The following is a 22,037-nucleotide window of genomic DNA, read 5'->3' on the forward strand; positions in this document are numbered from 1 at the left end:
ATGAGGCAATATTTTTTCATATCCTTATCTTTGCGGTTTGATAATGAACAAGAAAGTTGCTTTTTACACGCTGGGTTGCAAACTCAATTACTCTGAGACCTCGACCCTGGGCAGGCTGTTGAACAACGCCGGTTTCGAGACCGTGGAGTTCACCCAGCAGCCCGATGTTTTTGTGATCAATACCTGCTCGGTGACCGAGAACGCCGACAAGAAATGCAAAAAGATCGTTAAAGAAGCACTCAAGATATCGCCTAATGCGCACGTGACCATCGTGGGTTGTTATGCGCAATTGAAACCGCAAGAGATCGCCGAGATCCCGGGCGTCGACCTCGTTTTGGGCGCTGCCGAAAAATTCCAACTGGTGGATCATCTTACTGACCTTACCAAGCGCGAAAAGACAGCCGTTTTCAATCAACCCGTTTCAGAAGCTAACGAGTTCATTTCTTCATATTCCTTTGGTGATCGCACGCGTACCTTTTTAAAGGTTCAGGATGGTTGTGATTACTCGTGCACGTTTTGTACCATACCTATGGCCCGAGGTGCAAGCCGTAGCGATACCATCGAGAGTGCAGTTGCCCAGGCATATGAGATAGCCGCCTCAGGCGTGAAAGAGATCGTACTGACCGGTGTTAACCTTGGCGATTTTGGTATACGCAATGGTGAACGCCACGACCGTTTCATTGATCTGGTGCGTGCCCTGGACGAGGTGGAAGGCATCGACCGTATCCGTATCTCCTCTATTGAGCCTAATTTACTTACCGACGAGATCATCTCGTTCGTATCCACCTCTAAGCGTTTTGTTCCGCACTTCCACATCCCGTTACAATCGGGCTCCAATAAGATCTTAGGTTTGATGCGCCGCCGCTACCGCCGTGAATTGTATGTTGACCGTGTGGCCAAGATCAAGGAGCTGATGCCCGACTGCTGCATTGGCGTCGACGTGATCGTTGGCTTTCCCGGCGAAACACGCGAGGATTTCATCGATACCTACAACTTCCTGAACGAGCTGAACGTTTCCTACCTGCACGTGTTCACTTATTCGGAACGCGAAAATACGCCTGCCGCCGAAATGAGTGGCGCGGTACCGGGTTCTACCCGTGCCGATCGTAGCAAGATGCTGCACATCCTGAGCGATAAAAAACGCCGCGCCTTTTATGATCAGCAGATCGGTAAAAGCGACGAAGTGCTTTTTGAAGGCGACAATAAGGACGGCTACATGCACGGCTTTACGCGCAATTATGTGAAGGTAAAGGCCAAGTTCGACCCTGTACTGGTGAACGAATTGAAGACCGTGAAACTCACTGCCGTTAGCGCCGATGGCGACGTTGAAATAACCGAGAGCGAAGAAATATTTGTGCATTAAGCTTATATTCGCTCCAAAATACTACCTATGTTCCCAACCATATCTGACCTGCTTCACTATCTTACAGGTTTAAATATCCCACCACTTCCGGTGCAAACCTTTGGCTTTTTTGTGGCGCTTGCTTTTATGGCTGCCTATTGGGCCTTTGTTCAAGAGTTCAAACGCAAGGAGCAGTTGGGTTATGTACATAGCTTCCAGCAAACGGTCACTGTTGGTGAACCTGCTTCAGCCGGCGAGCTGGTGGGCAACGCCATCTTTGGTTTCATCATCGGTTACAAACTGCTCGATATCGTATTTAATTACCAGCTGATGCTGCAAGATACGCAGGGCTTCCTGCTATCATCGCGCGGCAACTTGTTGGGTGGTATAGTAGGTGCAGCAGCCATCGCTTACTGGGCGTATTACGAAAAGAAAAAGACGAAACTGGCCGAACCGGTGACTAAGCAGGTAGAGGTACACCCATATGAGTTGATGAGCAATATACTGGTGTGGGCAGCCATTTGGGGATTTGCCGGTGCCAAGCTTTTCAACGCACTGGAGAACTGGGACGAGTTCATGGCCAACCCGGTCGAGATGCTGATCGGCTTTAGCGGATTGACCTTTTATGGTGGCCTGATCTGCGGCGGTGCTGCGGTATTATATATTGCTAACAAACACGGTGTTAAGCCACTTACCATGTTAGATATTGGCGGACCGGGCATGATGCTCGCTTACGCAGTAGGCCGTATCGGTTGCCAAATGGCTGGCGACGGCGACTGGGGTATCCCTAACCTGGCACCCAAACCAGGTTGGTTGAGCTGGGCGCCTGATTGGATGTGGGCGTTCAAATATCCGCACAACGTGAACATGGTAGACCACGATAATCCTATACCGGGCTGCGTGGGCAAATACTGCTATGAATTAAGACTACCGGTATACCCGACGCCATTTTATGAGTGTTTGGTATGCTTCCTGTTATTCCTGTTCTTGTGGAGCATCCGCGACCGTATCAAAGCACCGGGCGTTATGTTCGGTATATACCTGATATTGGCTGGTGTAGAGCGTTTCTTTGTAGAACTCATCCGTGTGAATACCAAATACCACTTATTCGGTATCTCCTTTACCCAGGCCGAAATGATCTCGTTGTTCATGGTGGTGGGCGGTATCGCACTGATCGTGATCGGTCGCTCGCGTTACCAGGCAAAGGGGGCCAATGCCTGAGGAAAGCGGCCTCAAAAAACTTACGCGAAATAAGTTCGCGCGTTTTCTGATATCATCAGGTTCGGGTTTTTTGGTGGATGTACTGGCCTTCTATCTGCTCGACCGTTACCTGCTCACGCAGCCGCGATACCATTTGGGTTTCACTACGGTAGAACATCACGCTTTAGCCTTGGTCATTTCTTTTACCTTGGGAGTGATGGTCAACTTTTTGGCTACACGCTACCTGGTATTCTCCGAATCAGAGTTGCCGTTCAAAAAACAATTCATGCGTTTTGCGCTGGTGGCTTTTGTGGGTTATTTTGCTAACCTTTGGGTGCTTCGTGCGTTCATTACATACTTGCATCTGGCTCCGCCGGTGGCGCGTATCACCGCTGCGCTGAGTTTATTTTTCGCCAGTTTCTTTATACATAAAGCATTTTCATTCAACTTATCGTTACGTAAACATGCTGCAACAAATAACTGATCAGGTAACCGAGGTGGCCCGCGAGGCCGGCGACTTCATTCGCCAGGAACGCAAGGGCTTCACTGCCGACCGCATCGAGTTCAAAGGACTGAACGACCTGGTATCATACGTTGATAAGACCGCCGAGCAAAAGATCGTCGCCGCTTTGCAAAAGATCCTGCCCGAAGCCGGTTTCATCACCGAAGAAAAGACCATTAACAAAACAGGGGAGCGCTACAACTGGATCATTGATCCGCTGGATGGTACCACCAACTTTATCCACGGGCTCCCTGCATTTTCGGTGAGCATCGCCTTGCAGGAGTACGACCGGCTGGTGGCGGGTGTAGTATACGAGGTGAACCAGGATGAATGCTTTTACGCTAACATCGACTCACCTGCTTGCCTGAACGGAGCCGAGATCAGGGTGAGTAATGCCCAGAGTATTTCCCAAAGCTTGCTGGCTACCGGTTTCCCTTATTATGACTTTAGTAAGCAGCAGCAGTATATAAACCTCTTCACGGAGTTGATGCGAAGCTGCCATGGCATCCGTCGTATCGGATCTGCGGCGGTGGATCTGGCTTACACGGCTTGTGGTCGCTTTGAGGCATTCTATGAGTATAACCTTAATGCCTGGGACGTAGCGGGCGGCATCGTGATACTGAAGCAGGCCGGTGGAGATGTGGTCAACTTTAGTGGCGGCAGTGAGGTGATCAACACCCGCGAACTATTGGCCACCAATGGCAAGATCACCGGCGAAATGCTCGAGGCGATCAACAGGTTCTTCAAATAAGCACTTAAACATAAACTCAATAGCTATGCAACATCAGCCATTATCGCTCAGGCCGTTCATCGGCTCGGCAGACTTTAACCTTTCAAGGAGCTTTTACCGCGACCTTGGTTTCGAGGAGGTGGTGCTAAGCCACAACCTTTCGGTCTTCAAACTGGGCGCTCACGCATTCTATCTACAGGATGCTTATATAAAGGATTGGATCGACAACTCGATGTTGTTCCTTGAAGTGGAGGATGTAGAAAAGTTTTGGGACGAACTGCAGAAACTCGACCTGACCGCCAAATATGAAAAGGTAAAACTGACGCCCATTCAAACGCTTGACTGGGGCCGCGAGTGCTTCATTCACGACCCTGCCGGCATACTGTGGCATGTTGGTCAGTTCAATAAATAGCTAACAAAATTTTTAATAACCAAGAAGCCCCGACCAAATGGTCAGGGCTTCTTGGTTTATATGCTTTTGAATTTAGTAAGCAAATATTACATCGCTTCTGACACCACCTCCTGCACCTCAGGCACCATGCGTTTCAGCAGGTTCTCGATACCGGCTTTCAGGGTAATAGTAGAGGATGGGCAACCGCTGCATGAACCTCGCAGTTCCACGGTCACCACGCCTTCGTTGAATGAACGGTAAGCGATCGCGCCGCCATCCTGCTCAACAGCCGGGCGAACGTAGTCATGCAGGATCTGCTGGATCTTTACCTCTGCATCAGTACCTTCAAATGAAACTTCTTCGTCGGCCTTGGCAGCTTGTACGGTCAGTTCCGATTCTACTGCACCTTTCACGAACTCTTTCAGTATCGCCTCAATGTCGGCCCAGTCAGCATCCTCAGTTTTGGTAACGGTAACGAAGTTGCTGGCAAAGAACACGCCGTTCACAAAAGAGAATTTATATAGTTCTTTAGCAAAGGTCGAAGCCTCGGCACTTTCTTTGGTAGGATAATCAACACTTCCATTGATCAGCAACTTGTTCACGATGAACTTCATGGTCGCTGGGTTAGGGGTCGATTCGGTATATACGTTGATGTTCATGAGTATCTGTTTTAGAATTAGAACAAATTTAAACAGCTTTTACCACTATGCCTATAGCTAATTTGTATTTGACCTCAACATGACAACATAAAATGACGCATATTTCAGCCTTTAAAGAGCCTGATCCGCCGCTTGACAAAGCAGAAGTCGCGTTCGCAAGCTCAGCGATACATGTTTATAACGTTATACGCCGGTATAGGTCCAAGGGCTGATCTGTTTCAGTTCGGCCTTCACCGCGTCACTCACCTCTAAACCATCTACAAAAACGGAAATGCTTTGGGCATTGATCTGCTGGTTAGTACGGGTGAGGTCCTTTAACGCCTCATAAGGGTTGGGAAAGTTCTCGCGGCGTAAAATGGTCTGTATCGCCTCGGCTACTACGGCCCAGTTGTCTTCGAGGTCGCGCTGGATAGCCGCTTCGTTAAGTAACAACTTGTTCAGGCCACGGATTGTCGACTTGATGGCGATCAGCGAGTGAGCCACCGGAACGCCGATGTTACGCAGCACGGTCGAGTCGGTAAGGTCACGTTGCAGGCGCGATACCGGTAATTTTGCGGCAAGGTGCTCGAACAAGGCGTTAGCCATGCCAATGTTACCTTCCGAGTTCTCAAAATCGATCGGGTTCACCTTGTGCGGCATGGCCGATGATCCAACCTCGCCGGCCTTGATCTTTTGCTTAAAGTAATTCATGGAAATGTAGGTCCACATATCGCGGTCAAGATCCATGATAATATTGTTGATGCGTTTCAGGGCATCACACTGTGCGGCAAAATTATCGTAATGCTCGATCTGGGTGGTATGCTGCGAGCGGCTCAGTCCTAAAACACTGTTCACGAAATGGTTGCCAAAGGTGACCCAGCTAATGGCTGGATACGCCACATTGTGGGCATTGAAGTTGCCCGTAGCACCGCCAAATTTAGCCGAATACGGGATGGCCTTGGCCAGCTCCAGTTGTTTTTCGATACGCTCGATGAACACCTCGATCTCCTTACCTAAACGGGTGGGTGATGCAGGCTGACCATGCGTATGAGCCAGCATAGGTACCGCTTTCCATTCTTGTGCGTAGCCTTTCAGGGTGGCCAACAGATCGTCAATAGCAGGGTAGTACACCTTCAGCAACGCTTGCTTGAAGGAGTAGGGTATAGCGGTGTTATTGATATCTTGAGAGGTCAATCCAAAGTGAATGAACTCCTTGTACTGGTCAAGTCCGCCCAGGGCATCGAACTTTTGCTTGATGAAGTATTCCACCGCCTTCACGTCATGGTTGGTCACTTTTTCAATATCCTTAATGGCTTGCGCGTCGGCTTCGCTGAACTGCTCATAAATGGCGCGTAACTGCGGGAATACCGACGCATCAACACCGGCCAGTTGTGGCAATGGATGCTGGCACAGGGCGATAAAGTATTCTATCTCGACCTGTACACGGTATTTGATCAGGGCAAATTCAGAGAAGTAAGCGGCCAGCGATGAAGTAGCGTTGTGATAACGGCCATCGACCGGCGATATGGCCATAAGCGGAGTAAGTGACATAGCGCAAAATTTTTGCAAAGGTAGCAAAGTACCCGGAACTGAACGCCTGATAAGCAACAAAGGCCGCCTCTGCTCACAAAGGCGGCCTTTTAATATGATATGCTGACCGTTAAAAGTTGAACTTTTTAAGCAGACCTGTTGATCTCAGGTGCCCGATCAGCTTATTCAGCTTACGTTCCCTGCGGCCGCCTGCATCAATGGCATCGTAAGCCAGGCCTGCGGCTACCGCATACACAGCGTGGTGCAGGGCGTCGATGGCCAGATCTTTGGGTTTTTGCTCGGTAGCTGGTGGTGCCGCATCATATTTAGGCAGCATGATCAACTCGGCTGCCCATATGGCCCCAAAATGTACCAGGGTGGCAGGTGCACCTTTTAAGCCGGCCAATCCTAACAATCCGCGTACGAGGCCCCATGAGGTTCCATAAGCGTAGTGTATCTCGTTGCTTAATTTTTCTTTCTGGCTCTCATCGGCAGGGGCAGCACCGGTCACTTGTGATGCTACTTTGATAGGCGCCTCGCTGGGCTCGCGCTTCGTGATCTTCATTTCGATCATTTGCGATAGCGTGATAGCAGCCGTACCGGCCAGGCCCGCCAGCAGGCCCTTACCAAGTGCGCTCGCCAATTCGCCGAACGCATTGTTCTCATGTATCCTTCCCATAGGTGTTGTTGTTAGATGTATAGGATGAACATCTTTTAATAATTATTGATTTAATAATTTTCTGTTACTGAAACATATAAGTGGTGATGGATGTACTTTAACAACATCTAAAATGCTATGAAAGATCAACAGAATACCCAGATCACACACCCGTTATGGCAAGCCATTGGTATCGGGGTGATAGCCGGTTCGCGCTCCATGACCGGGCCAGCACTGGCCGCACACATTTTACGCCGACACGATACTCATGAGCTGGATGGCTCAGCCTTACGCTTCTTGCGTTCAGGCACGGCCGAAACTGCTTTTAAATTGATGGCCCTGGCCGAGTTCGTGGGCGATAAAATGCCCACCGCGCCGGACCGAATAGGCCTACCCGGACTGATCGGCCGTTTTGCTACCGGCGCTTTGGCTGGTGCGGCCATGTTCAAAGCCGGTAAACGGAACACTTACCTGGGCGCAATGATCGGCGGCGGCGCTGCCATATTATCCACCTACGGTACCTTTTACCTACGCAAGTCCACGGTGAAAAGCAGCAAGCTTATCGATCCGGTGATCGGTGCGTTGGAGGATGCCCTGGTGCTTAGCGCAGGAGCCGGATTGGCTAAAGCGGCGTAATGGCCGACTCAGGGATGGCCTGCGGGAACTTGTCGTTGATATCGGTACGGATCTTAGGCAGGCTACCCGGATAGTTTTGCTGGATGAAGGTGATCATATTTTCGCGCACGTAACAACGCAGGTCAAAAGCATCTGATGAGTTACGTGCGCTTACCAGCATCCGTATCTCCATGGTACGTTCTTTAGCGTCGGTCACCTGCAGGGCTTTCACCTTGCCATCGCATAATTTAGTGTTCAGCATCAGGCGGTCAAATTCGGCACGCAACGGGGCGAGCGGTATGGTATAGTCCATATATAAGAATACTGAGCCAATGATATCGGCCGATATGCGGGTCCAGTTCTGGAATGGCTTGGTGATGAAGTAATTGATGGGTAAGATCAGGCGGCGCTGATCCCATATACGCAGCACCACGTAGGTCAGTGTGATGTCTTCTACACGGCCCCATTCGCCCTCTACCACCAGCACGTCATCTATCCTGATCGGCTGTGTAAAGGCCAGCTGCATGCCTGCCAAAAGGTTGCCTAATGAGTTCTGTGCGGCAAAACCAATGATAATACCGCCTATACCCACACCGGTCAATAGACCGGCACCTAACTTGCGGAAACTCTCGAAACTCAACAATACCAAGGCAATGGTGACGAACACAATGATAGCCACCAGCAGCTTGCGCAAGAACTTGAGTTGCGTGCGTATCTTACGTTCCTTCAAGTTGTCTGACTTGTTGAGGTCGTAAAAGTGGTACACATAATCTTCAAGCACCCGTATGGCCCTGATCAGCAGTATGGCAAAAACGATGATAAGCAGGATGCTGGTCACGCGGTCGAGCAGGGCATAGTAAGTTTTATACATCCGCATAAGCGGCATCATGGCTTTGAGCACCACCAGAGGGATAAAATAAGTGACCGGCGTACTCAGGTGAGTGATGAAGGAGCGGAAGAAAGAGTAATCGTTCTGCTTGTTAGCATATATCCGCAGCAACCTTGAAGTAACGAATTTGAGAATAAGCCCGATGATCAGGGCGGTGATAGCGATGCACAGGTTCCAAATGAACGAGGGCATGTGCTGTGAATAATCTAAAAGATCAGGCGGGAGCTTGGCTTGTATCTGCATCATGAATAGACGGGATATGAGTTAGATACCTGTAAAAGGTGGTTATAGCTGTTTTGTTTGACAAAATGCGGATAACGTGCTCCCCAGCCACAATAATGCGGCCGGCAACAAGTTATATATCGGTAGCAAATGCATTAAAAAAGCTGCAAAAATGACCAATGTCATTTTTAGGTAATTGCTTACCTAATTTTATTGATAACCGGAAGCTGATCACTATATTTGTATAGTTAGCTAAAAGACAACAAGCGGTACCCAACGGTATCTGACTATATACTTGTTCAAAGAGACTTCTTAAGAGTAGAGGTGATTGTTTTAGAGTGATTGAAGCGGGCCGGGATAATTATTCCGGCCTGTTTTTTTGACCAGAGTAGACGAGAGGAGTGGCTGCTAATATTAATTTAGCATTCATTGTTTTTTAAAATAAGTATACCTATATTTGCACCTCAAATTTTTAAACAATTAAATTATTTACGAACAATGTACGCAATAGTAGATATAGCCGGACAGCAATTTAAAGTTGCAAAAGACCAGCAGATCTTTGTACACCGCTTGCAAGGAGATGAAGGCGCTAGTATTGAATTTGACAAAGTATTGTTAGCTGAGAACGAAGGTAAATTTTCGTTAGGCAGTGCCTTGAGCAGTGCTAAAGTATCAGCTACGATCCTGTCTCATGTAAAAGGTGACAAAGTGTTGGTCTTCAAAAAGAAACGCAGAAAAGGTTACAAAAAGAAGAACGGTCACCGTCAGCAATTCACTAAGATCGCTATCACAGGCATCACTTTATAATTTGAAGGTTTAATTGGATCGGCTCAATACCGTCCGTATAATAATATTTAAGAAATGGCTCACAAAAAAGGTGCGGGTAGTTCGAAGAACGGCCGCGAATCGCATAGCAAACGCTTAGGTATCAAGATCTTTGGTGGTCAGCCTGCAATTGCCGGTAACATCATCGTTCGTCAACGTGGTACCAGACATAACCCAGATCAGAACGTAGGTATCGGTCGCGACCATACTTTGTTCGCTTTGATCGATGGTAAGGTAGTATTCAAAAAGAAAGCTGACAACCGTTCATACGTATCAGTACTTCCTTTTGAGACCGCTGACGTAGCTGTTGAAGCAACTCCGGTAACTAAAGTTGCTGTTGAAGCTGAAACCGTAGCTCCATCTGACGGTAAAGCAAAGAAAGCCGCTAAAGCAGAAGAAGCTCCAAAAGCTGAGACCGCTACAGAAGGCGAAGAAGTAGTAGCTGAGTAATTATCAGGGTATAGCCCTTATAATTCATACCATACAAAAGCCCGATCATGAAAATGACCGGGCTTTTTTGTTAGCAAATATTTTTTTTGATGACGAAATCGCTGCTGAATCTAAAGCAATAGTTGTCTACCTTACCCGCAGTACAAGGTGACCGATATTACCTCGACCATTGCAAGACATGTACATGGACCTTTGACGTGAGTTATTGGCCGTCAACAGCGCCGAAGCAAGCGTTAAAATGGTGTTACATTTGCAAAAAAGTGTTACAGCGATGTAACAGAATTCCCCAAGTTTCCCCACTTTTTAAGATCACGAAATTCGTAAAAACCCAACTTTTTCAAGCAAAAGCATACAAAAAGTTAGAATGTAACACTAATTGTAACGCTGTAACACCAAAATGTAACACTCAAGTGTGATGTTATAATGTCGCGATCGCACCCTTACAACCTCTTTAACGACCACCGATCACCAAATTCGTAACACAAAAAAAGCGACCATCCGGTTAAGGATGGTCGCTTTTTTTGTGTTATGGATCAGGCTGCTTATTTAGCAGGCTTGGCGTTCTTTACGTAAGTGTTCAGCCAGGTCAATTGCTCCCAAAGCTTGTGCATCAGGTTCTCGCGACCGCGGTAACCGTGGGCCTCATAAGGCAGGTACACAAAGCGTACGGTACCACCAAAACCTTTGATCGCAGCGAACAAACGCTCACTGTTGATCGGGTATGTTCCGGTGTTATCATCAGCATCGCCGTGGGTCAAATGCAAAGGCGTTTTGATCTTGTCAGCATAGCTGAAAGGGCTCATTTCATAATACAGCTTAGGTGCTTCCCAGTAAGTACGCTCCTCATTTTGGAAACCAAAAGGAGTGAGGGTACGGTTGTAAGCACCACTTTCGGCCAAACCAGCTTTGAACAGGTTAGTGTGCGCTAGCAAGTTAGCGGTCATGAACGCACCATAGCTATGGCCGCCTACGGCCACGCGGTTACGGTCGCCCACGCCAAGGTCTGATAGTTTGTCGATCGCTGCTTTAGCGTTCATCTCCAGCTGCTCAACAAAAGTGTCGTTAGGTTTTTTGCCATCTTTAGATACGATAGGCATTGAAGCATTATCCAACACTGCATAACCTTGGGTAACAAAGAAGATGGCACCACCCGGGTTAATGGTGATAAAGCGGTCCTTTGATCCACGGATCTGTGCGGCATCATCGGCCGAATTGAACTCCGCAGGGTAGGCCCAGATCAGTACCGGTAGCGGTCCGTCCTTTTCTTTGTTGTATCCTTTTGGCAGGTAAAGGTCGCCGGTCATGTCCACCCCGTCCGAGCGTTTGTATTTCAACTTCTCCTTGGTCACACCGGCCATTTGCGGGTAGGGGTTGGTGAAGTTGGTGATCGGGCGGTCGGCTATCCTCAGCATCAGGTTCTTGATGAAATAGTTAGGAACCTCGGTTTGGGTCTCACGGCGGGTCACCAATACCAGTTTGGCCGGGTCGAGGACGTCATACACATATTCGTACTGACCTTCCTGGCTGCGCCAAATGATGTCGCTCTTCTTGGTGTTCAGGTCAAAAGTAGCCAGGAACGGCAGGTCTCCTTTAGGTGATGAACCTACCATGTTGTTCATCAACAGTTTGGTGCCATTCTGTATAGGCATCACCACGCTTCGGCCGTATTTGTTCTTGTCGGTCACCGGTTCGCCCAGGTTACCGTAAACGTCGGTCTGGCTGCGATCCCACAGTTTCTCCATTTTGGAGTTGGTGGAGTTGTAGCGGCTCACGCGGTTCAGTTGCTTGGAACGCAGGCCTTCGTAAACCAGCGCCAGGTCAGCAGTACCCCATTGTACGTTACGGAAACGCATCTCGGTCTTGAACAATTCCTTAGCCTCCCCAGTGAACGGAGCGCTCAGGGCATACACCGCATCGTGGAAATCCACTTTTTTACGGATCAGGCCGCTATCCAAAGGCATAGCCCAGGTCACGGTAGCCGGCTCGTCGTCGCGCCAGTCGAAGCTGCGAGGCACGTTCTGCATGTTATCATAACCTGATGGTCTGATCTCGCCTGATGGCAGGTTGGCCAAAGTTTTCACCACTTTACCGGTCATATCCGTAATGGTCACGGTAGATGGGAACGCTTGAGCAGGTACCAGGTACGAGAACGGTTTGTGCAAAGTACGCATCATGATATATTTTTTATCAGGCGATACGCTTGTCACGGCATAAATAGCGGGTTTGCCAATGTAGGTCTCTACACCATTCTTGTTGATGGCCAGTTGCGAAGTGGCATAAAAATCAAAAAGCTTTTCATCATACGGCGTTTTGATCAGATCCTGATAGGTCACACTTGGCGCGGATTTACCTAAGTTCTGTTGAACCACCGGGCCGGTTGGCGTAGCTGGTTTAACAGGGGCCATAGCGGCAGGCTTACTGATCACGCGGTACATCAGGGTATTGTTATCTACCCAGGCCACACCGCCACCCATCACGTTGTTCAATGCCAACTTGTTCATTTTAGTGGCTTTTTGAGTGAGGGTATTGATCACATACAGGTCAACACTTTTGGCGTTGGTTTGCGTGATGGCGATCTTGGTTTGATCAGGGCTCCAGGTCATGCCTGTGGCATTGAGGTTGGCAGGCAAACCCACGATAGGGTAGGTCTTGTCGGTCTTGATGTTCTTTAAGGTCAGGCCACTGTAGGCGATCACCTGGCGGCTTGGCGCAAAGTTGTTAGGGTTGATACGCATACCGGCTATGCGCATCTCTGGCCTAGCCAGCTCTTCTACCGAAGGTAGAGCATTACGCTGGCTGATCACCATCCATTCGCCTTTGGAATCGATGCTGATCGATGGCGTTGGCTTGGCCAGCAGCAGATCGGTCATGGCCTGAGGTGGGCGTTGGTATACCACAGCATCCTGACCATGTGCCAGATAACTGCCCGTAAGCAGTAGCGCGATGAGTAACGGTTTTTTCATAAAGTTAATTGAGTTAAGTGGTGCTCAAGTTACCTTTATCTGCGCACAATCCTACGACGGCTCACGTTTACATCACTTTTTTTACAAAGTTGCCAACGGGTGCTAAGCAAGGGTTAGCCGTGTGAGATACTGACCGTGCTCATCCTCGTAAAGCACCTCTATATCAAAGCCATGTTCGGCCACAATAGCTGTAAGCCTTTGCTCATCAATGTATAACCAGTTGAACTCGTCGGTACGTTGCCCTTTGTATTCGTACTGGTAAGTGATCTCGCCATGATAACGGTCGGTAGGCAGATCGCCTTCATACAAGTAGGCTACGTCAGACGAATCAAAAATGATCTGTCCGCCTTTGGCCAGTAGCGTTTTTAATTGCTCCAATAACTTTGATAGACCATCAACAGTGCCGGCTAAACCAATGCCATTCATCAAGAGTAATATCGTGTCGAACTGACGCCCGCTGTATTTAAAGATGTCATCTGCACAGATCTCTTTCACTCCACGTTCCTTCATCACCGCAACAGCCAACGGCGATATATCCATCGCTAACACATCGTAACCCCGGTTCTGCAATTCTAAAGCGTGGCTACCCGCTCCGGCACCTACGTCCAACACGTTGCCCCGGCATTCGTTCAGGGCTACCCATTCCAGGTCGGGCATGTCGTCCTCATCACGAAAGTAAACATCTACGGGCATTTCTTCCTTTGGCCCGTAGCGGTTGTTGATCCATAGCTTGGCAGGAGTAAGCTGATGATAATGGTCGTGAATGGCCTGCCCGAGTACATCTTTCATTATGCTACAAAGCTACTTATCTGTAACGGGTATTTGCCTATTTTTGAGCTGATGACCTTCAATATCCCACTGCTCATTTTTCTGTTGACCGGTATGGCGCTGAGCGTTGCTTTCAAAAAGCTGACCTTAACTGCAGCGACTTGCGGTGTAGTGTGTGCCTTGCTGGTATATGCTGGCGCTGGTTATACCGGGGTGATCATGATGACCACTTTTTTTGTGATCGGTACATTAGCTACATCGCATAAAGCTTCCGTGAAACAAGTGCTCGTTACAGAAGGCCCGGAGCACCAAAGGCGAACCATCACCCAGGTACTGGCCAATGCTGGTGTTCCTGCACTTGCCGGACTTTTCTCCTTATTGACGAACGAGGGCTCAGCGATATGGCAACTAAGTATAGCCGCAGCATTTTCGGCGGCTACTGCGGATACGATGGCCTCTGAGCTGGGCACGGTATACGGTAAACGGTTCTATAACATCCTTTCCATGCGGCCTGACCAACGTGGCGCGGATGGCGTGGTCAGCTTAGAGGGTACGTTGATCGGTGTGTTGGGAAGTAGCGTTATCGCGCTTATTTCGGTACTTGGGAATGAAGGCACCCTTACGACATTCTTCCTTATAATGGTCTCTGGCACGGCAGGTAACCTGATGGACTCCATATTGGGTGCGGCTTTGGAGAGGCGAGGAGTGATCAAAAATGATATGGTAAATTTTATCAACACCCTGACCGCAGCGCTGATCGCTATAGCACTATTTGCAATGCTTTAAGCAGAGAGGAAAGATGCAGAAAGAATTGAGAAATGCTTTTGCAAATATTACGGAGATATTCTACATTTGCCACCCCAACGGAGAGGTGTCAGAGTGATCGAATGTGCCTGATTCGAAATCAGGTGTACTGTAACAGGTACCGGGGGTTTGAATCCCTCCCTCTCCGCAATTGATCAGTTATTTACGGTTCGTAACAACCGTAAATAACCGGTCATACCTTAACAAACCAGATCGAAGAAGTTCTACATCTTTTTCAGTCTATACTGCATCTCATTTTTAATACCTTCGTCCATTACGTTGGCATATTTCTTCATTACATCAATAGCATCTTTGGTTCCTATGCTATACAATGCCCAACTGAACCATTTGGCTATGGCCTCAGATTCGGCCGCGGTATACTCCAGAAAATCGAAATTGGTCTCTAATACTTTGTCAATATATTCGACGCTGGTAGGGCTTTTTAGCAATTGAATGTGTTTAGCTATTTCTTGATGTTTATGATGGTATGGATGTGACAGTAATTTATTCAGAATATCAACAAATTCAACTGATGGTCCCGAAACATCTATAAGGGTGATAACCAAGTCCAAGTTGTCCGGTTCGTTGATTTTAATTGCCCTATTCAACTCAGATATAACATATTGTTTATCTTTACAGATGTCAACTGAATAGTCAGCTAACAGATTTCCACGTGTAATGCTACCAAGTAAATAATACCTAAGTAGATCTCTGTCGTTCTGAGTCATATCAATGGAGCTTACTTATTTAGCAAATCTAAGACTTGTTGATGGCCTTACATAAGAGGCGGTCAAGTTTCTGAATAAGAAAGGCGACTCTTACATCAAATATATCATGTACAAGGAGGCCGCTAGAATTAGTAGAGAAAAGATCGCACAACTGGAAGCTGGGTCCACATTATAGCCCCTTAACCTTTAACAAAAAAGCCCCATGATGGAGCTTTTTGATCGAATAGTATCTCTGTAAAATATCTTACAACACCTTTGGCTCGTCTTCATTGGCCAAGCCGGTGGTCAGTTCAGCAGGAGGAACCTCGCACGGGTAACCGAATAAGCAGCGGGACTTCACCATGGTAGCCACTTCGGCCGGTACATGATCCTCCCAACCAGGTTGCGCTTGTTTGATCATCTCGAGAACGGTGTCAGTATGCACGTTCAAATTCCTTTCATTATAGTGTCTGATATCTTCGATCTTATTGTTAGCGATCAGGTAACGATAAAGGTCTATCAAATGCGGTGGGAGGGTGAACTTTAAACAATTAAAGATCATGCCATCGCGCAGGGTAGGATAAATGAACAACTTGACCTTACGGCTAAATAATGTGGCGAAAGATTCCAAGATACCACCTGGCAGGTTGGTGTAGTGTTCTTCAGAAAAGATGTATTCGAGGTTAGGATAGCCCATGATCACACCCATTTTAAGGTTGGTGATCTTTGATAAGAAAGCTACGACCTTGTAATACTCATGAAAATTGGAGATCATCACGTTCTGCCCAAGTGAGCAAAGAATGTCCACCCGCTCTAAAAAGTCTTTCTCATCAATATCTGCCGTGTTATCTGCGTTGCGTTCTTTGAGCGATTGCAGCGTCAATTCAGAAACGATGACCACTTTATCAGCCTCTACATCGGGCTCCTGCATAAATTGCTTCACACCGGTCTTGAGCATATCCAGGTGCACGTTGATGATAGGGCGGAAACGTCCGCGTACCACTACCACGTGCTTTTTATAGAGGATCTCTGACGGTTGCTGGTTCTTTCCATCCGGACCGAATAAGGCCGCATCAGAGAAGCCATATTTGACCAGGTGTAAACTCATCAAACGATTATCCACCTTCTGGAACGCAGGACCCTCAAAACGGATCATATCGATCTGAATGCGATCTCGCGACAGGTCGTCCATTAGCGACAGCAAGAATATCAGTGGCGACTCATTATAGTAAAAGCACGCATAAATTAGGTTAACGCCCAATATACCGATGGCTTGTTGCTGTAGGATGTTGTCATTATCGAGCATCTTGACGTGTATCACCACGTCTTGATAAGGCCCTTCAGGCTCTAATTGGAAACGGAGACCCATCCAGCCGTGGCCATCATTGGTCTTGTGGTAATTTAAGGCCGAAAAGGTACCCGCGAAAGCAAAGAAAGTGCTGGTCTTGCCGCGCTGCTCCTGCAAACGCTCGATCATAAGGCCATATTCACGTTCAAGCATGGCATTGAGACGCTGCTCGCTTACATAGCGTTTCACTTGCTGAGCACCGTATATCGCATCAGAGAAGATCATGTCATAAGCCGACATGGTCTTAGCGATAGTGCCCGATGAAGCACCGGCCTTGAAAAAATTAGCTGCCACATCTTGTCCGGCACCTATCTCGGCAAATGAGCCGTATATCTTAGGGTCTAAGTTGATGCTTAGTGCCTTTTGCTTAGTTCCGAGGGTATTATTATAGGTAGGGGGCATGTTGCAAGGGGTTGATCTGTGTGCAAAAATACGAATGCATAGCACAACTTCGTGTTAAATTGACAATTTGATGGACGAACGTTCGCACATCTATCAAGCAAAAGGCCATACCCGCTTTATGGATATGGCCCTTTACATCGAGTGATACGTTCTACAATGCCGCAGTATAGGTGCGTCTTGTAACTGTATCGTGGTCTTCCTGGCTGTCGATATCCATGTACTGCTTTAAGTTTCGCATATCTGTATCTACCATGTTTTTGAACACAGGATTCAAGATGGTGCCTAAGGCCGTACCTACGCCGCCCGCAGGAGGGGTGTAGCTGATCACCACTTCTACCAGCGTACCATTGCCGTCCTCGCTGTCCTCAAAGCGTACTTTACCGGCATTATCCAATATTGAGCCTGGTAGCGAACTCCAACCGATCGCATGACCTGGTTCGTCATGCACGATCTCGGCATCCCAGCTTACGATCTTCACGTCGGCCGGTAATTTTAGTACCCAGTGTGAGCGTTTATTGTCGATCACTTCCACACGTTCGAGGTGTTTCATGAACTTTGGCAGATTATCTAACTTGCGCCAAAACTCGTACACATCATTACGCGGGCGATTGATCACGAACGAACTCCGTACGTTCACGTTCACTGGCTCGGTGCTATTCTTTCCTAATTTGCTATATATATCGCAATGGCCCGATATACCACGGCCAAGCAAATAGCCACCGGCGCCTATTTTCAGGATACTGCTAAAAGGGCTTTTAAAGATGTGGGTAAGACCTGATAACGCCAGCTTTGCGCCGGCAGCGATCGATATGTATCGTTCAGGCCATTCCAGATTGATCGGTCCGTCGGTCAATCCTTCTATCAAGGGTTTCTTTTCTATTGCACTCAGTTCCATAATGTTTTTCTTGTAGGTACATGTGGAACAGTTGGTAGGAGTGGATGGTTTTCGTTATTAGAAAATTAGTTACCTTTTTGCATTGAGTGCAGGACAGCGTTTATTTGACAAAAGCGAATTATTTGATAGATTTGCGGCTGTACCCTAAACAATTTGAACGTTGAAAAAGATCAAGCTTGGCTTCCCTTCGTTTTTACTGGTCATTGTGGCAGCCATCATTCTTACCGGCATCACTCGTCTGATCAGTTTTTATGTTCCCTTCATGAGCAACTTTACCCCAATGGGTGCCATGGCTATCTTTGGCGGCACTTACTTCGCTCAAAAATGGAAAGCCGGTTTGCTATCAGTGATCACCCTTTTTGTAACAGATATCTTTATCAATTACCTATATACTGCAAAGCTGATCGTTTGGTACGGCAACAGCGCGCTGTGGTTGTACGCTAGCCTGATCATCATGGTATTCATTGGTTCGATGATCAAAAAAGTGAATGTTACCAGTGTGTTGCTGGCCTCATTGGCAAGTGTGGCCGTACATTGGCTACTTACAGATATAGAGCCGTGGATCAATAGCAGCTACTATGATAAAGGCCTGTTAGGTTATGGCGAATCTTTACTGATGGCCATTCCCTTCGAGCGTAATATGCTGATCGCTGATGCGGTATTTGGTGCCGCTCTTTATGGTGGTTATGAAGTATTCAAGGCACGTGCGATCGCAAAGGCCGATGTTGCCCGGCAGTCGATGAGCGCTACAGCAAGCTACTGATCAGCGTATTGACCACGCTTTTTCATAATATCCTGTAGGATCATCTCAGCATGTATGCGCGAGTTCTCGATGAACCACAGATGCGTATCCATACCGCCGCATACCACACCTGCCAGGTAAACGCCTGGTAAGTTGGTCTCCATGGTATGCTGATCATATTGCGGAATGAATTTGCCATCATCAGATAACGCTATCCCTATTTTTTTTAAAAAGTTGAAGTTGGGCTTATATCCCGTCATGGCCATCACAAAATCATTTGGAATGGTGACCATGCCATCAGGGGTCTCTATATCGACCTCCGTTTCACGTATGGCCTTCAAGTTGGAGTTGAAGTACGCTTTGATGCTGCCTTCTTCAATCCGGTTCATGATATCAGGCCTTACCCAATACTTCACTCGGCTGCTGATATCAGAGCCTCGTACCACCATGGTCACCTCAGCGCCTTTGCGGTAGGTCTCCAACGCCACATCAACCGACGAATTACTGGCACCGACCACCAACACTTTTTGTAGGGTAAAAAAGTGTGGGTCCTGGTAATAGTGCTTTACCTTAGGCAGGTCCTCACCCGGTATGTTCAAATTCACGGATATATCATAAAACCCAGTAGCAATGATGATGCGTTGAGCGCGATAAGTGGCTTTGGTACTGGTGATAGTATAGCCACCATCGTGCGCCTCTACACCGGTCACCTCTTCAAAAAGATGTAAGGGCAACTCATTACTCAGCGCAACACGACGGTAGTACTCCAAGGCATCGGTACGGTTGGGCTTTAAGTGTGGTGTAGCGAAAGGATAACCACCGATCTCCAGCTTTTCGGAAGTGGAAAAAAAGGTCATGGTAGCAGGATAATTATATAACGAGTTGACCAATGTTCCCTTTTCCAGGATCACAAAACTCAGCCCGGCCTTTTGTGCTGCCAGTCCGCATGCAAGGCCAATCGGCCCGCCACCAATGATAACGATATCTAACATAGATCAGCTTTGGTCGGCCAGCACATCCTTGAACTCCGAGTGGCTGGCAAATACAGTTTGAGCAAATGTACATGATGGAATGATCTTCATGCTACCTTTGCGCGCATAATTTACGCCAGCCTCGATCAATTGTTTGCCTAAACCCTTGCCTTCAGCCTCCGGTTCAACTTCAGTGTGATAAATGTCCATCTTACCATCGTCGGTGATCATGTAGCGCATGTCGCCCAGGCGTTGGCCATCGTCATCTATATAGAACATACCATCATCAGTGGTATGGTGGTGTTTGATCTGCATAACTTTTAATGTTTCAAGTTACAACGCACAAGTGCAGCGTTTGTGGATACAGATAAGGGATAATGGCATTGATATGATGATAACGTAGGGGGAAGCGAGGAGAACCTGCTACGAAAAGTATAGGCACAAAAAATGGGTAAGCTACTTCTATCGCACCGCTCAACTCTCTACCCTTGCTGCGTTCCCACCCTGGGGGAGTTCAAGAGGAGCTGGTCGTAAAAGACTTACCCACCGCAAAAATAGAAAAAATATCGATAGCCCGCTAACTAAATGCAAAGTAGCTGTTAAGGTACTGATGATCAATCACAAAAAGTTAGGTCAGGCACTTAACTGGTTCTTGAATGTGATCTTTTCGAGTATGCGGTAATTGGTGTTAGGGTTTAAACTTTCCTTGGCCAGTATGGTAAGCTCGTTCACCGTAAAGCTATCCGTATACTTTGCCTGCCGGAATAAAGGCCAAAGCTTGTAAAAACTATCATATGGGATTGCTTTGGTCACGGTGATGTGCGGCACAACTTCATTTTTTGCCCTTAATTGTTTTTTTAACAACTCGAACCAGTTGTCGGTACGATAGCTCGGTTTGATACGTGCGTAAATAGTAGCAGACTTTTCTCCATGAATGAAGAACTGGAATCCCTCCAGGTCAAGGGTAACAGGCGGCATGCTCTCTATCCTACGTCTGAGCATTTCAATAAAAGAACCGATCACATGTGGCTTCTGGCGGTGGGTGTTGAATAGGCTGATATGTGCGGTCCCTTTCATCCCGGGATAATTACCGATGTAGGTTGAAGCCTTTAACTTGCAGTGCTTTATCTGATGCTTGACCGTATCTGATGGTTGCAACAGGAAGAGATAATCTTGATAAGTTTCCATGGTCAAATAATTTGTTCAAAAATGCTAATAAAATTAGTATTTTATCAAGTGGATATTTAATTTTGTAGAGTGGAACTGAAAAGACATATCGTACACATCGATCTTGACTCGTTCTTTGTGTCGGTGGAGCGGAGGCTTAACCCTGATCTGATCGGCAAGCCGGTGATCATTGGTGGTTCAAAGGACAGGGGCGTGGTAGCCTCGTGCAGCTATGAGGCCAGGCAGTACGGCATTCATTCGGCCATGCCGAGCAAGCAGGCCTATAAGCTTTGCCCCGATGCCATTTTTTTGCGCGGAAGCCACGGCCGTTATTCAGAAGCATCACGCGAGGTCACCAAGATCATTCATGATTCGGTACCGGTGTATCAAAAGACGTCGGTTGACGAGTTCTACATAGACCTTACCGGGATGGAGCGCTATTATGACCCATACCAGATCGCTACCGACCTTAGGCAACGCGTGATGCGTGAGACAGGACTGCCCATATCATTCGGCATGGCCTCATGTAAGACCGTGGCCAAAATGGCCACACGCGAAGCTAAACCCAACGGGCAGCTAAGGATACCTCACGGGGAGGAAAAAGCATTCATGGCGCCTTTGAACATTAGTAAGATCCCCATGCTGGGGCGTAAGACCTGTGAGAAGCTTTACCAGTATGGTATAGAGAAGATCGGCGACCTGCACCGTACCAATATCCGTTTCCTGGAGACCATGTTCGGGAAAGCGGGGCGGTATATATGGGAGAAGGCACAAGGCATCGACCACAGCGAGATAGCGCCGCGCGGCGAGCGGAAGTCCATCTCCACCGAGCATACTTTTCACGAAGATACTGCTGATGCGGAGTTCATCGACACCATGTTGGTATCCATGGCAGAGGAGTTAGCCTTCAAGCTGCGAAGTGAGGAGATGCTGGCATCTTGCGTGGCGATCAAATTACGCTACTCAAACTTTGAGACGCATACCATGCAGGAGAAGATCCATCTTACTTCAGCTGAGCATATGCTGATACCGGCAGTTAAAAAGCTACTAAAAAAAGCCTGGAACCAGCACCGCCGTATCAGGCTTATTGGGGTAAGGCTGAGCGATCTGTGCAGTGGCAACTACCAGATCGATCTTTTTGATGATAATGAAGAGCAGATCAAGCTGTATCGGGCCATGGATACGATCAACTTTAAGTTCGGCAACAAAACGGTATGCCGGGCAGCCGGTATGGAGATCGGTCAGCGGAACTTCAACCCATTCCATCCCGCAGGTTAA

General features: G+C 47.8%; 23 protein-coding genes, 1 tRNA gene and 1 other RNA gene. 12 read left to right on the forward strand and 13 right to left on the reverse strand.

Annotated features, from left to right (window positions below):
* The first annotated feature begins 43 nt into the window (after positions 1–43).
* The 5 genes from mtaB to LLH06_RS09125 are packed head-to-tail and all read left to right on the forward strand — an operon-like array spanning position 44 to position 4,186.
* Positions 44–1,363 (forward strand): tRNA (N(6)-L-threonylcarbamoyladenosine(37)-C(2))-methylthiotransferase MtaB, encoded by a 1,320-nt coding sequence (gene mtaB, locus LLH06_RS09105; protein ID WP_228173055.1) that lies wholly within the window; start codon positions 44–46, stop codon positions 1,361–1,363.
* A 27-nt stretch (positions 1,364–1,390) separates the two neighbouring features.
* Positions 1,391–2,563, forward strand: a complete 1,173-nt coding sequence (locus LLH06_RS09110; RefSeq protein ID WP_228173056.1) for a prolipoprotein diacylglyceryl transferase — start codon at positions 1,391–1,393, stop codon at positions 2,561–2,563.
* Positions 2,556–3,026: a GtrA family protein gene (locus LLH06_RS09115; protein WP_228173057.1), complete on the forward strand. Its 471-nt coding sequence runs from the start codon at positions 2,556–2,558 to the stop codon at positions 3,024–3,026. The genes LLH06_RS09110 and LLH06_RS09115 overlap by 8 nt, the downstream gene beginning before the upstream one ends.
* On the forward strand, positions 3,007–3,795 hold the full coding sequence (locus tag LLH06_RS09120) for an inositol monophosphatase family protein (RefSeq protein WP_228173058.1): 789 nt from the start codon (positions 3,007–3,009) through the stop codon (positions 3,793–3,795). Before LLH06_RS09115 ends, LLH06_RS09120 begins: the two co-directional genes overlap by 20 nt.
* A gap of 25 nt (positions 3,796–3,820) precedes the next feature.
* Positions 3,821–4,186 carry a VOC family protein gene (locus LLH06_RS09125; protein WP_228173059.1) on the forward strand — a complete coding sequence of 122 codons (366 nt, stop codon included), beginning with the start codon at positions 3,821–3,823 and terminating at the stop codon, positions 4,184–4,186.
* 86 nt (positions 4,187–4,272) lie between these two features.
* Here the strand turns inward: LLH06_RS09125 and LLH06_RS09130 are convergent, their stop codons facing one another.
* From LLH06_RS09130 to LLH06_RS09140, 3 genes are all read right to left on the reverse strand, one after another.
* Positions 4,273–4,824 carry a NifU family protein gene (locus LLH06_RS09130; protein WP_228173060.1) on the reverse strand — a complete coding sequence of 184 codons (552 nt, stop codon included), beginning with the start codon at positions 4,822–4,824 and terminating at the stop codon, positions 4,273–4,275.
* 183 nt (positions 4,825–5,007) lie between these two features.
* Positions 5,008–6,354, reverse strand: a complete 1,347-nt coding sequence (gene purB, locus LLH06_RS09135) for an adenylosuccinate lyase (RefSeq protein ID WP_228173061.1) — start codon at positions 6,352–6,354, stop codon at positions 5,008–5,010.
* A gap of 109 nt (positions 6,355–6,463) precedes the next feature.
* Positions 6,464–7,012 (reverse strand): hypothetical protein, encoded by a 549-nt coding sequence (locus LLH06_RS09140; protein ID WP_228173062.1) that lies wholly within the window; start codon positions 7,010–7,012, stop codon positions 6,464–6,466.
* Between the two features lie 117 nt (positions 7,013–7,129).
* Here LLH06_RS09140 and LLH06_RS09145 point away from each other — a divergent pair, with 117 nt between their 5' ends.
* A complete protein-coding gene (locus tag LLH06_RS09145; protein WP_228173063.1) occupies positions 7,130–7,627 on the forward strand; it encodes a DUF4126 family protein in 498 nt (165 codons plus the stop codon).
* Here LLH06_RS09145 and LLH06_RS09150 read toward each other — a convergent pair.
* Positions 7,614–8,741, reverse strand: a complete 1,128-nt coding sequence (locus tag LLH06_RS09150) for a mechanosensitive ion channel family protein (protein WP_228173064.1) — start codon at positions 8,739–8,741, stop codon at positions 7,614–7,616. The two genes, LLH06_RS09145 and LLH06_RS09150, sit on opposite strands and share 14 nt — an antisense overlap.
* 474 nt (positions 8,742–9,215) lie before the next feature.
* Between LLH06_RS09150 and rplU the strand changes: the two genes are divergently transcribed.
* A complete protein-coding gene (gene rplU / locus LLH06_RS09155) occupies positions 9,216–9,524 on the forward strand; it encodes a 50S ribosomal protein L21 (RefSeq protein WP_228173065.1) in 309 nt (102 codons plus the stop codon).
* Positions 9,525–9,578: 54 nt separating this feature from the next.
* Entirely contained in the window at positions 9,579–9,992 is a 414-nt protein-coding gene (gene rpmA / locus LLH06_RS09160) for a 50S ribosomal protein L27 (RefSeq protein ID WP_228173066.1), read from the forward strand.
* Positions 9,993–10,534: 542 nt separating this feature from the next.
* On the opposite strand, the gene LLH06_RS09165 is transcribed toward rpmA, so the two are convergent.
* Positions 10,535–12,955: an alpha/beta hydrolase family protein gene (locus LLH06_RS09165; protein WP_228173067.1), complete on the reverse strand. Its 2,421-nt coding sequence runs from the start codon at positions 12,953–12,955 to the stop codon at positions 10,535–10,537.
* Positions 12,956–13,057: 102 nt separating this feature from the next.
* Positions 13,058–13,744, reverse strand: coding sequence for a class I SAM-dependent methyltransferase (locus LLH06_RS09170; RefSeq protein ID WP_228173068.1), 687 nt, complete (start codon positions 13,742–13,744; stop codon positions 13,058–13,060).
* A 51-nt stretch (positions 13,745–13,795) separates the two neighbouring features.
* Here LLH06_RS09170 and LLH06_RS09175 point away from each other — a divergent pair, with 51 nt between their 5' ends.
* On the forward strand, positions 13,796–14,509 hold the full coding sequence (locus LLH06_RS09175; protein ID WP_228173069.1) for a DUF92 domain-containing protein: 714 nt from the start codon (positions 13,796–13,798) through the stop codon (positions 14,507–14,509).
* A gap of 79 nt (positions 14,510–14,588) precedes the next feature.
* Positions 14,589–14,675 (forward strand) — tRNA-Ser (locus tag LLH06_RS09180).
* 76 nt (positions 14,676–14,751) lie between these two features.
* On the opposite strand, the gene LLH06_RS09185 is transcribed toward LLH06_RS09180, so the two are convergent.
* From LLH06_RS09185 to LLH06_RS09195, 3 genes are all read right to left on the reverse strand, one after another.
* Positions 14,752–15,099 carry a hypothetical protein gene (locus LLH06_RS09185; protein WP_228173070.1) on the reverse strand — a complete coding sequence of 116 codons (348 nt, stop codon included), beginning with the start codon at positions 15,097–15,099 and terminating at the stop codon, positions 14,752–14,754.
* 400 nt (positions 15,100–15,499) lie between these two features.
* Positions 15,500–16,984, reverse strand: a complete 1,485-nt coding sequence (locus LLH06_RS09190) for a TonB-dependent receptor (protein ID WP_228173071.1) — start codon at positions 16,982–16,984, stop codon at positions 15,500–15,502.
* A gap of 151 nt (positions 16,985–17,135) precedes the next feature.
* A complete protein-coding gene (locus LLH06_RS09195; protein WP_228173072.1) occupies positions 17,136–17,879 on the reverse strand; it encodes an SRPBCC family protein in 744 nt (247 codons plus the stop codon).
* A gap of 160 nt (positions 17,880–18,039) precedes the next feature.
* Between LLH06_RS09195 and LLH06_RS09200 the strand changes: the two genes are divergently transcribed.
* Positions 18,040–18,642, forward strand: a complete 603-nt coding sequence (locus tag LLH06_RS09200) for a DUF6580 family putative transport protein (protein ID WP_228173073.1) — start codon at positions 18,040–18,042, stop codon at positions 18,640–18,642.
* Here LLH06_RS09200 and LLH06_RS09205 read toward each other — a convergent pair.
* From LLH06_RS09205 to LLH06_RS09220, 4 genes are all read right to left on the reverse strand, one after another.
* Positions 18,636–19,613, reverse strand: coding sequence for a YpdA family putative bacillithiol disulfide reductase (locus LLH06_RS09205; protein ID WP_228173074.1), 978 nt, complete (start codon positions 19,611–19,613; stop codon positions 18,636–18,638). The genes LLH06_RS09200 and LLH06_RS09205 overlap by 7 nt on opposite strands.
* Positions 19,614–19,616: 3 nt before the next feature.
* Positions 19,617–19,907 (reverse strand): GNAT family N-acetyltransferase, encoded by a 291-nt coding sequence (locus LLH06_RS09210; RefSeq protein ID WP_228173075.1) that lies wholly within the window; start codon positions 19,905–19,907, stop codon positions 19,617–19,619.
* 131 nt (positions 19,908–20,038) lie between these two features.
* An RNA gene (ffs, locus tag LLH06_RS09215) (signal recognition particle sRNA small type) lies at positions 20,039–20,137 on the reverse strand.
* An 88-nt stretch (positions 20,138–20,225) separates the two neighbouring features.
* Positions 20,226–20,780: a 2'-5' RNA ligase family protein gene (locus LLH06_RS09220; protein ID WP_228173076.1), complete on the reverse strand. Its 555-nt coding sequence runs from the start codon at positions 20,778–20,780 to the stop codon at positions 20,226–20,228.
* Positions 20,781–20,849: 69 nt separating this feature from the next.
* Between LLH06_RS09220 and dinB the strand changes: the two genes are divergently transcribed.
* Positions 20,850–22,037 carry a DNA polymerase IV gene (gene dinB, locus LLH06_RS09225; RefSeq protein WP_228173077.1) on the forward strand — a complete coding sequence of 396 codons (1,188 nt, stop codon included), beginning with the start codon at positions 20,850–20,852 and terminating at the stop codon, positions 22,035–22,037.

The organism is Mucilaginibacter daejeonensis (genome assembly GCF_020783335.1).
Lineage (GTDB): Bacteria > Bacteroidota > Bacteroidia > Sphingobacteriales > Sphingobacteriaceae > Mucilaginibacter > Mucilaginibacter daejeonensis.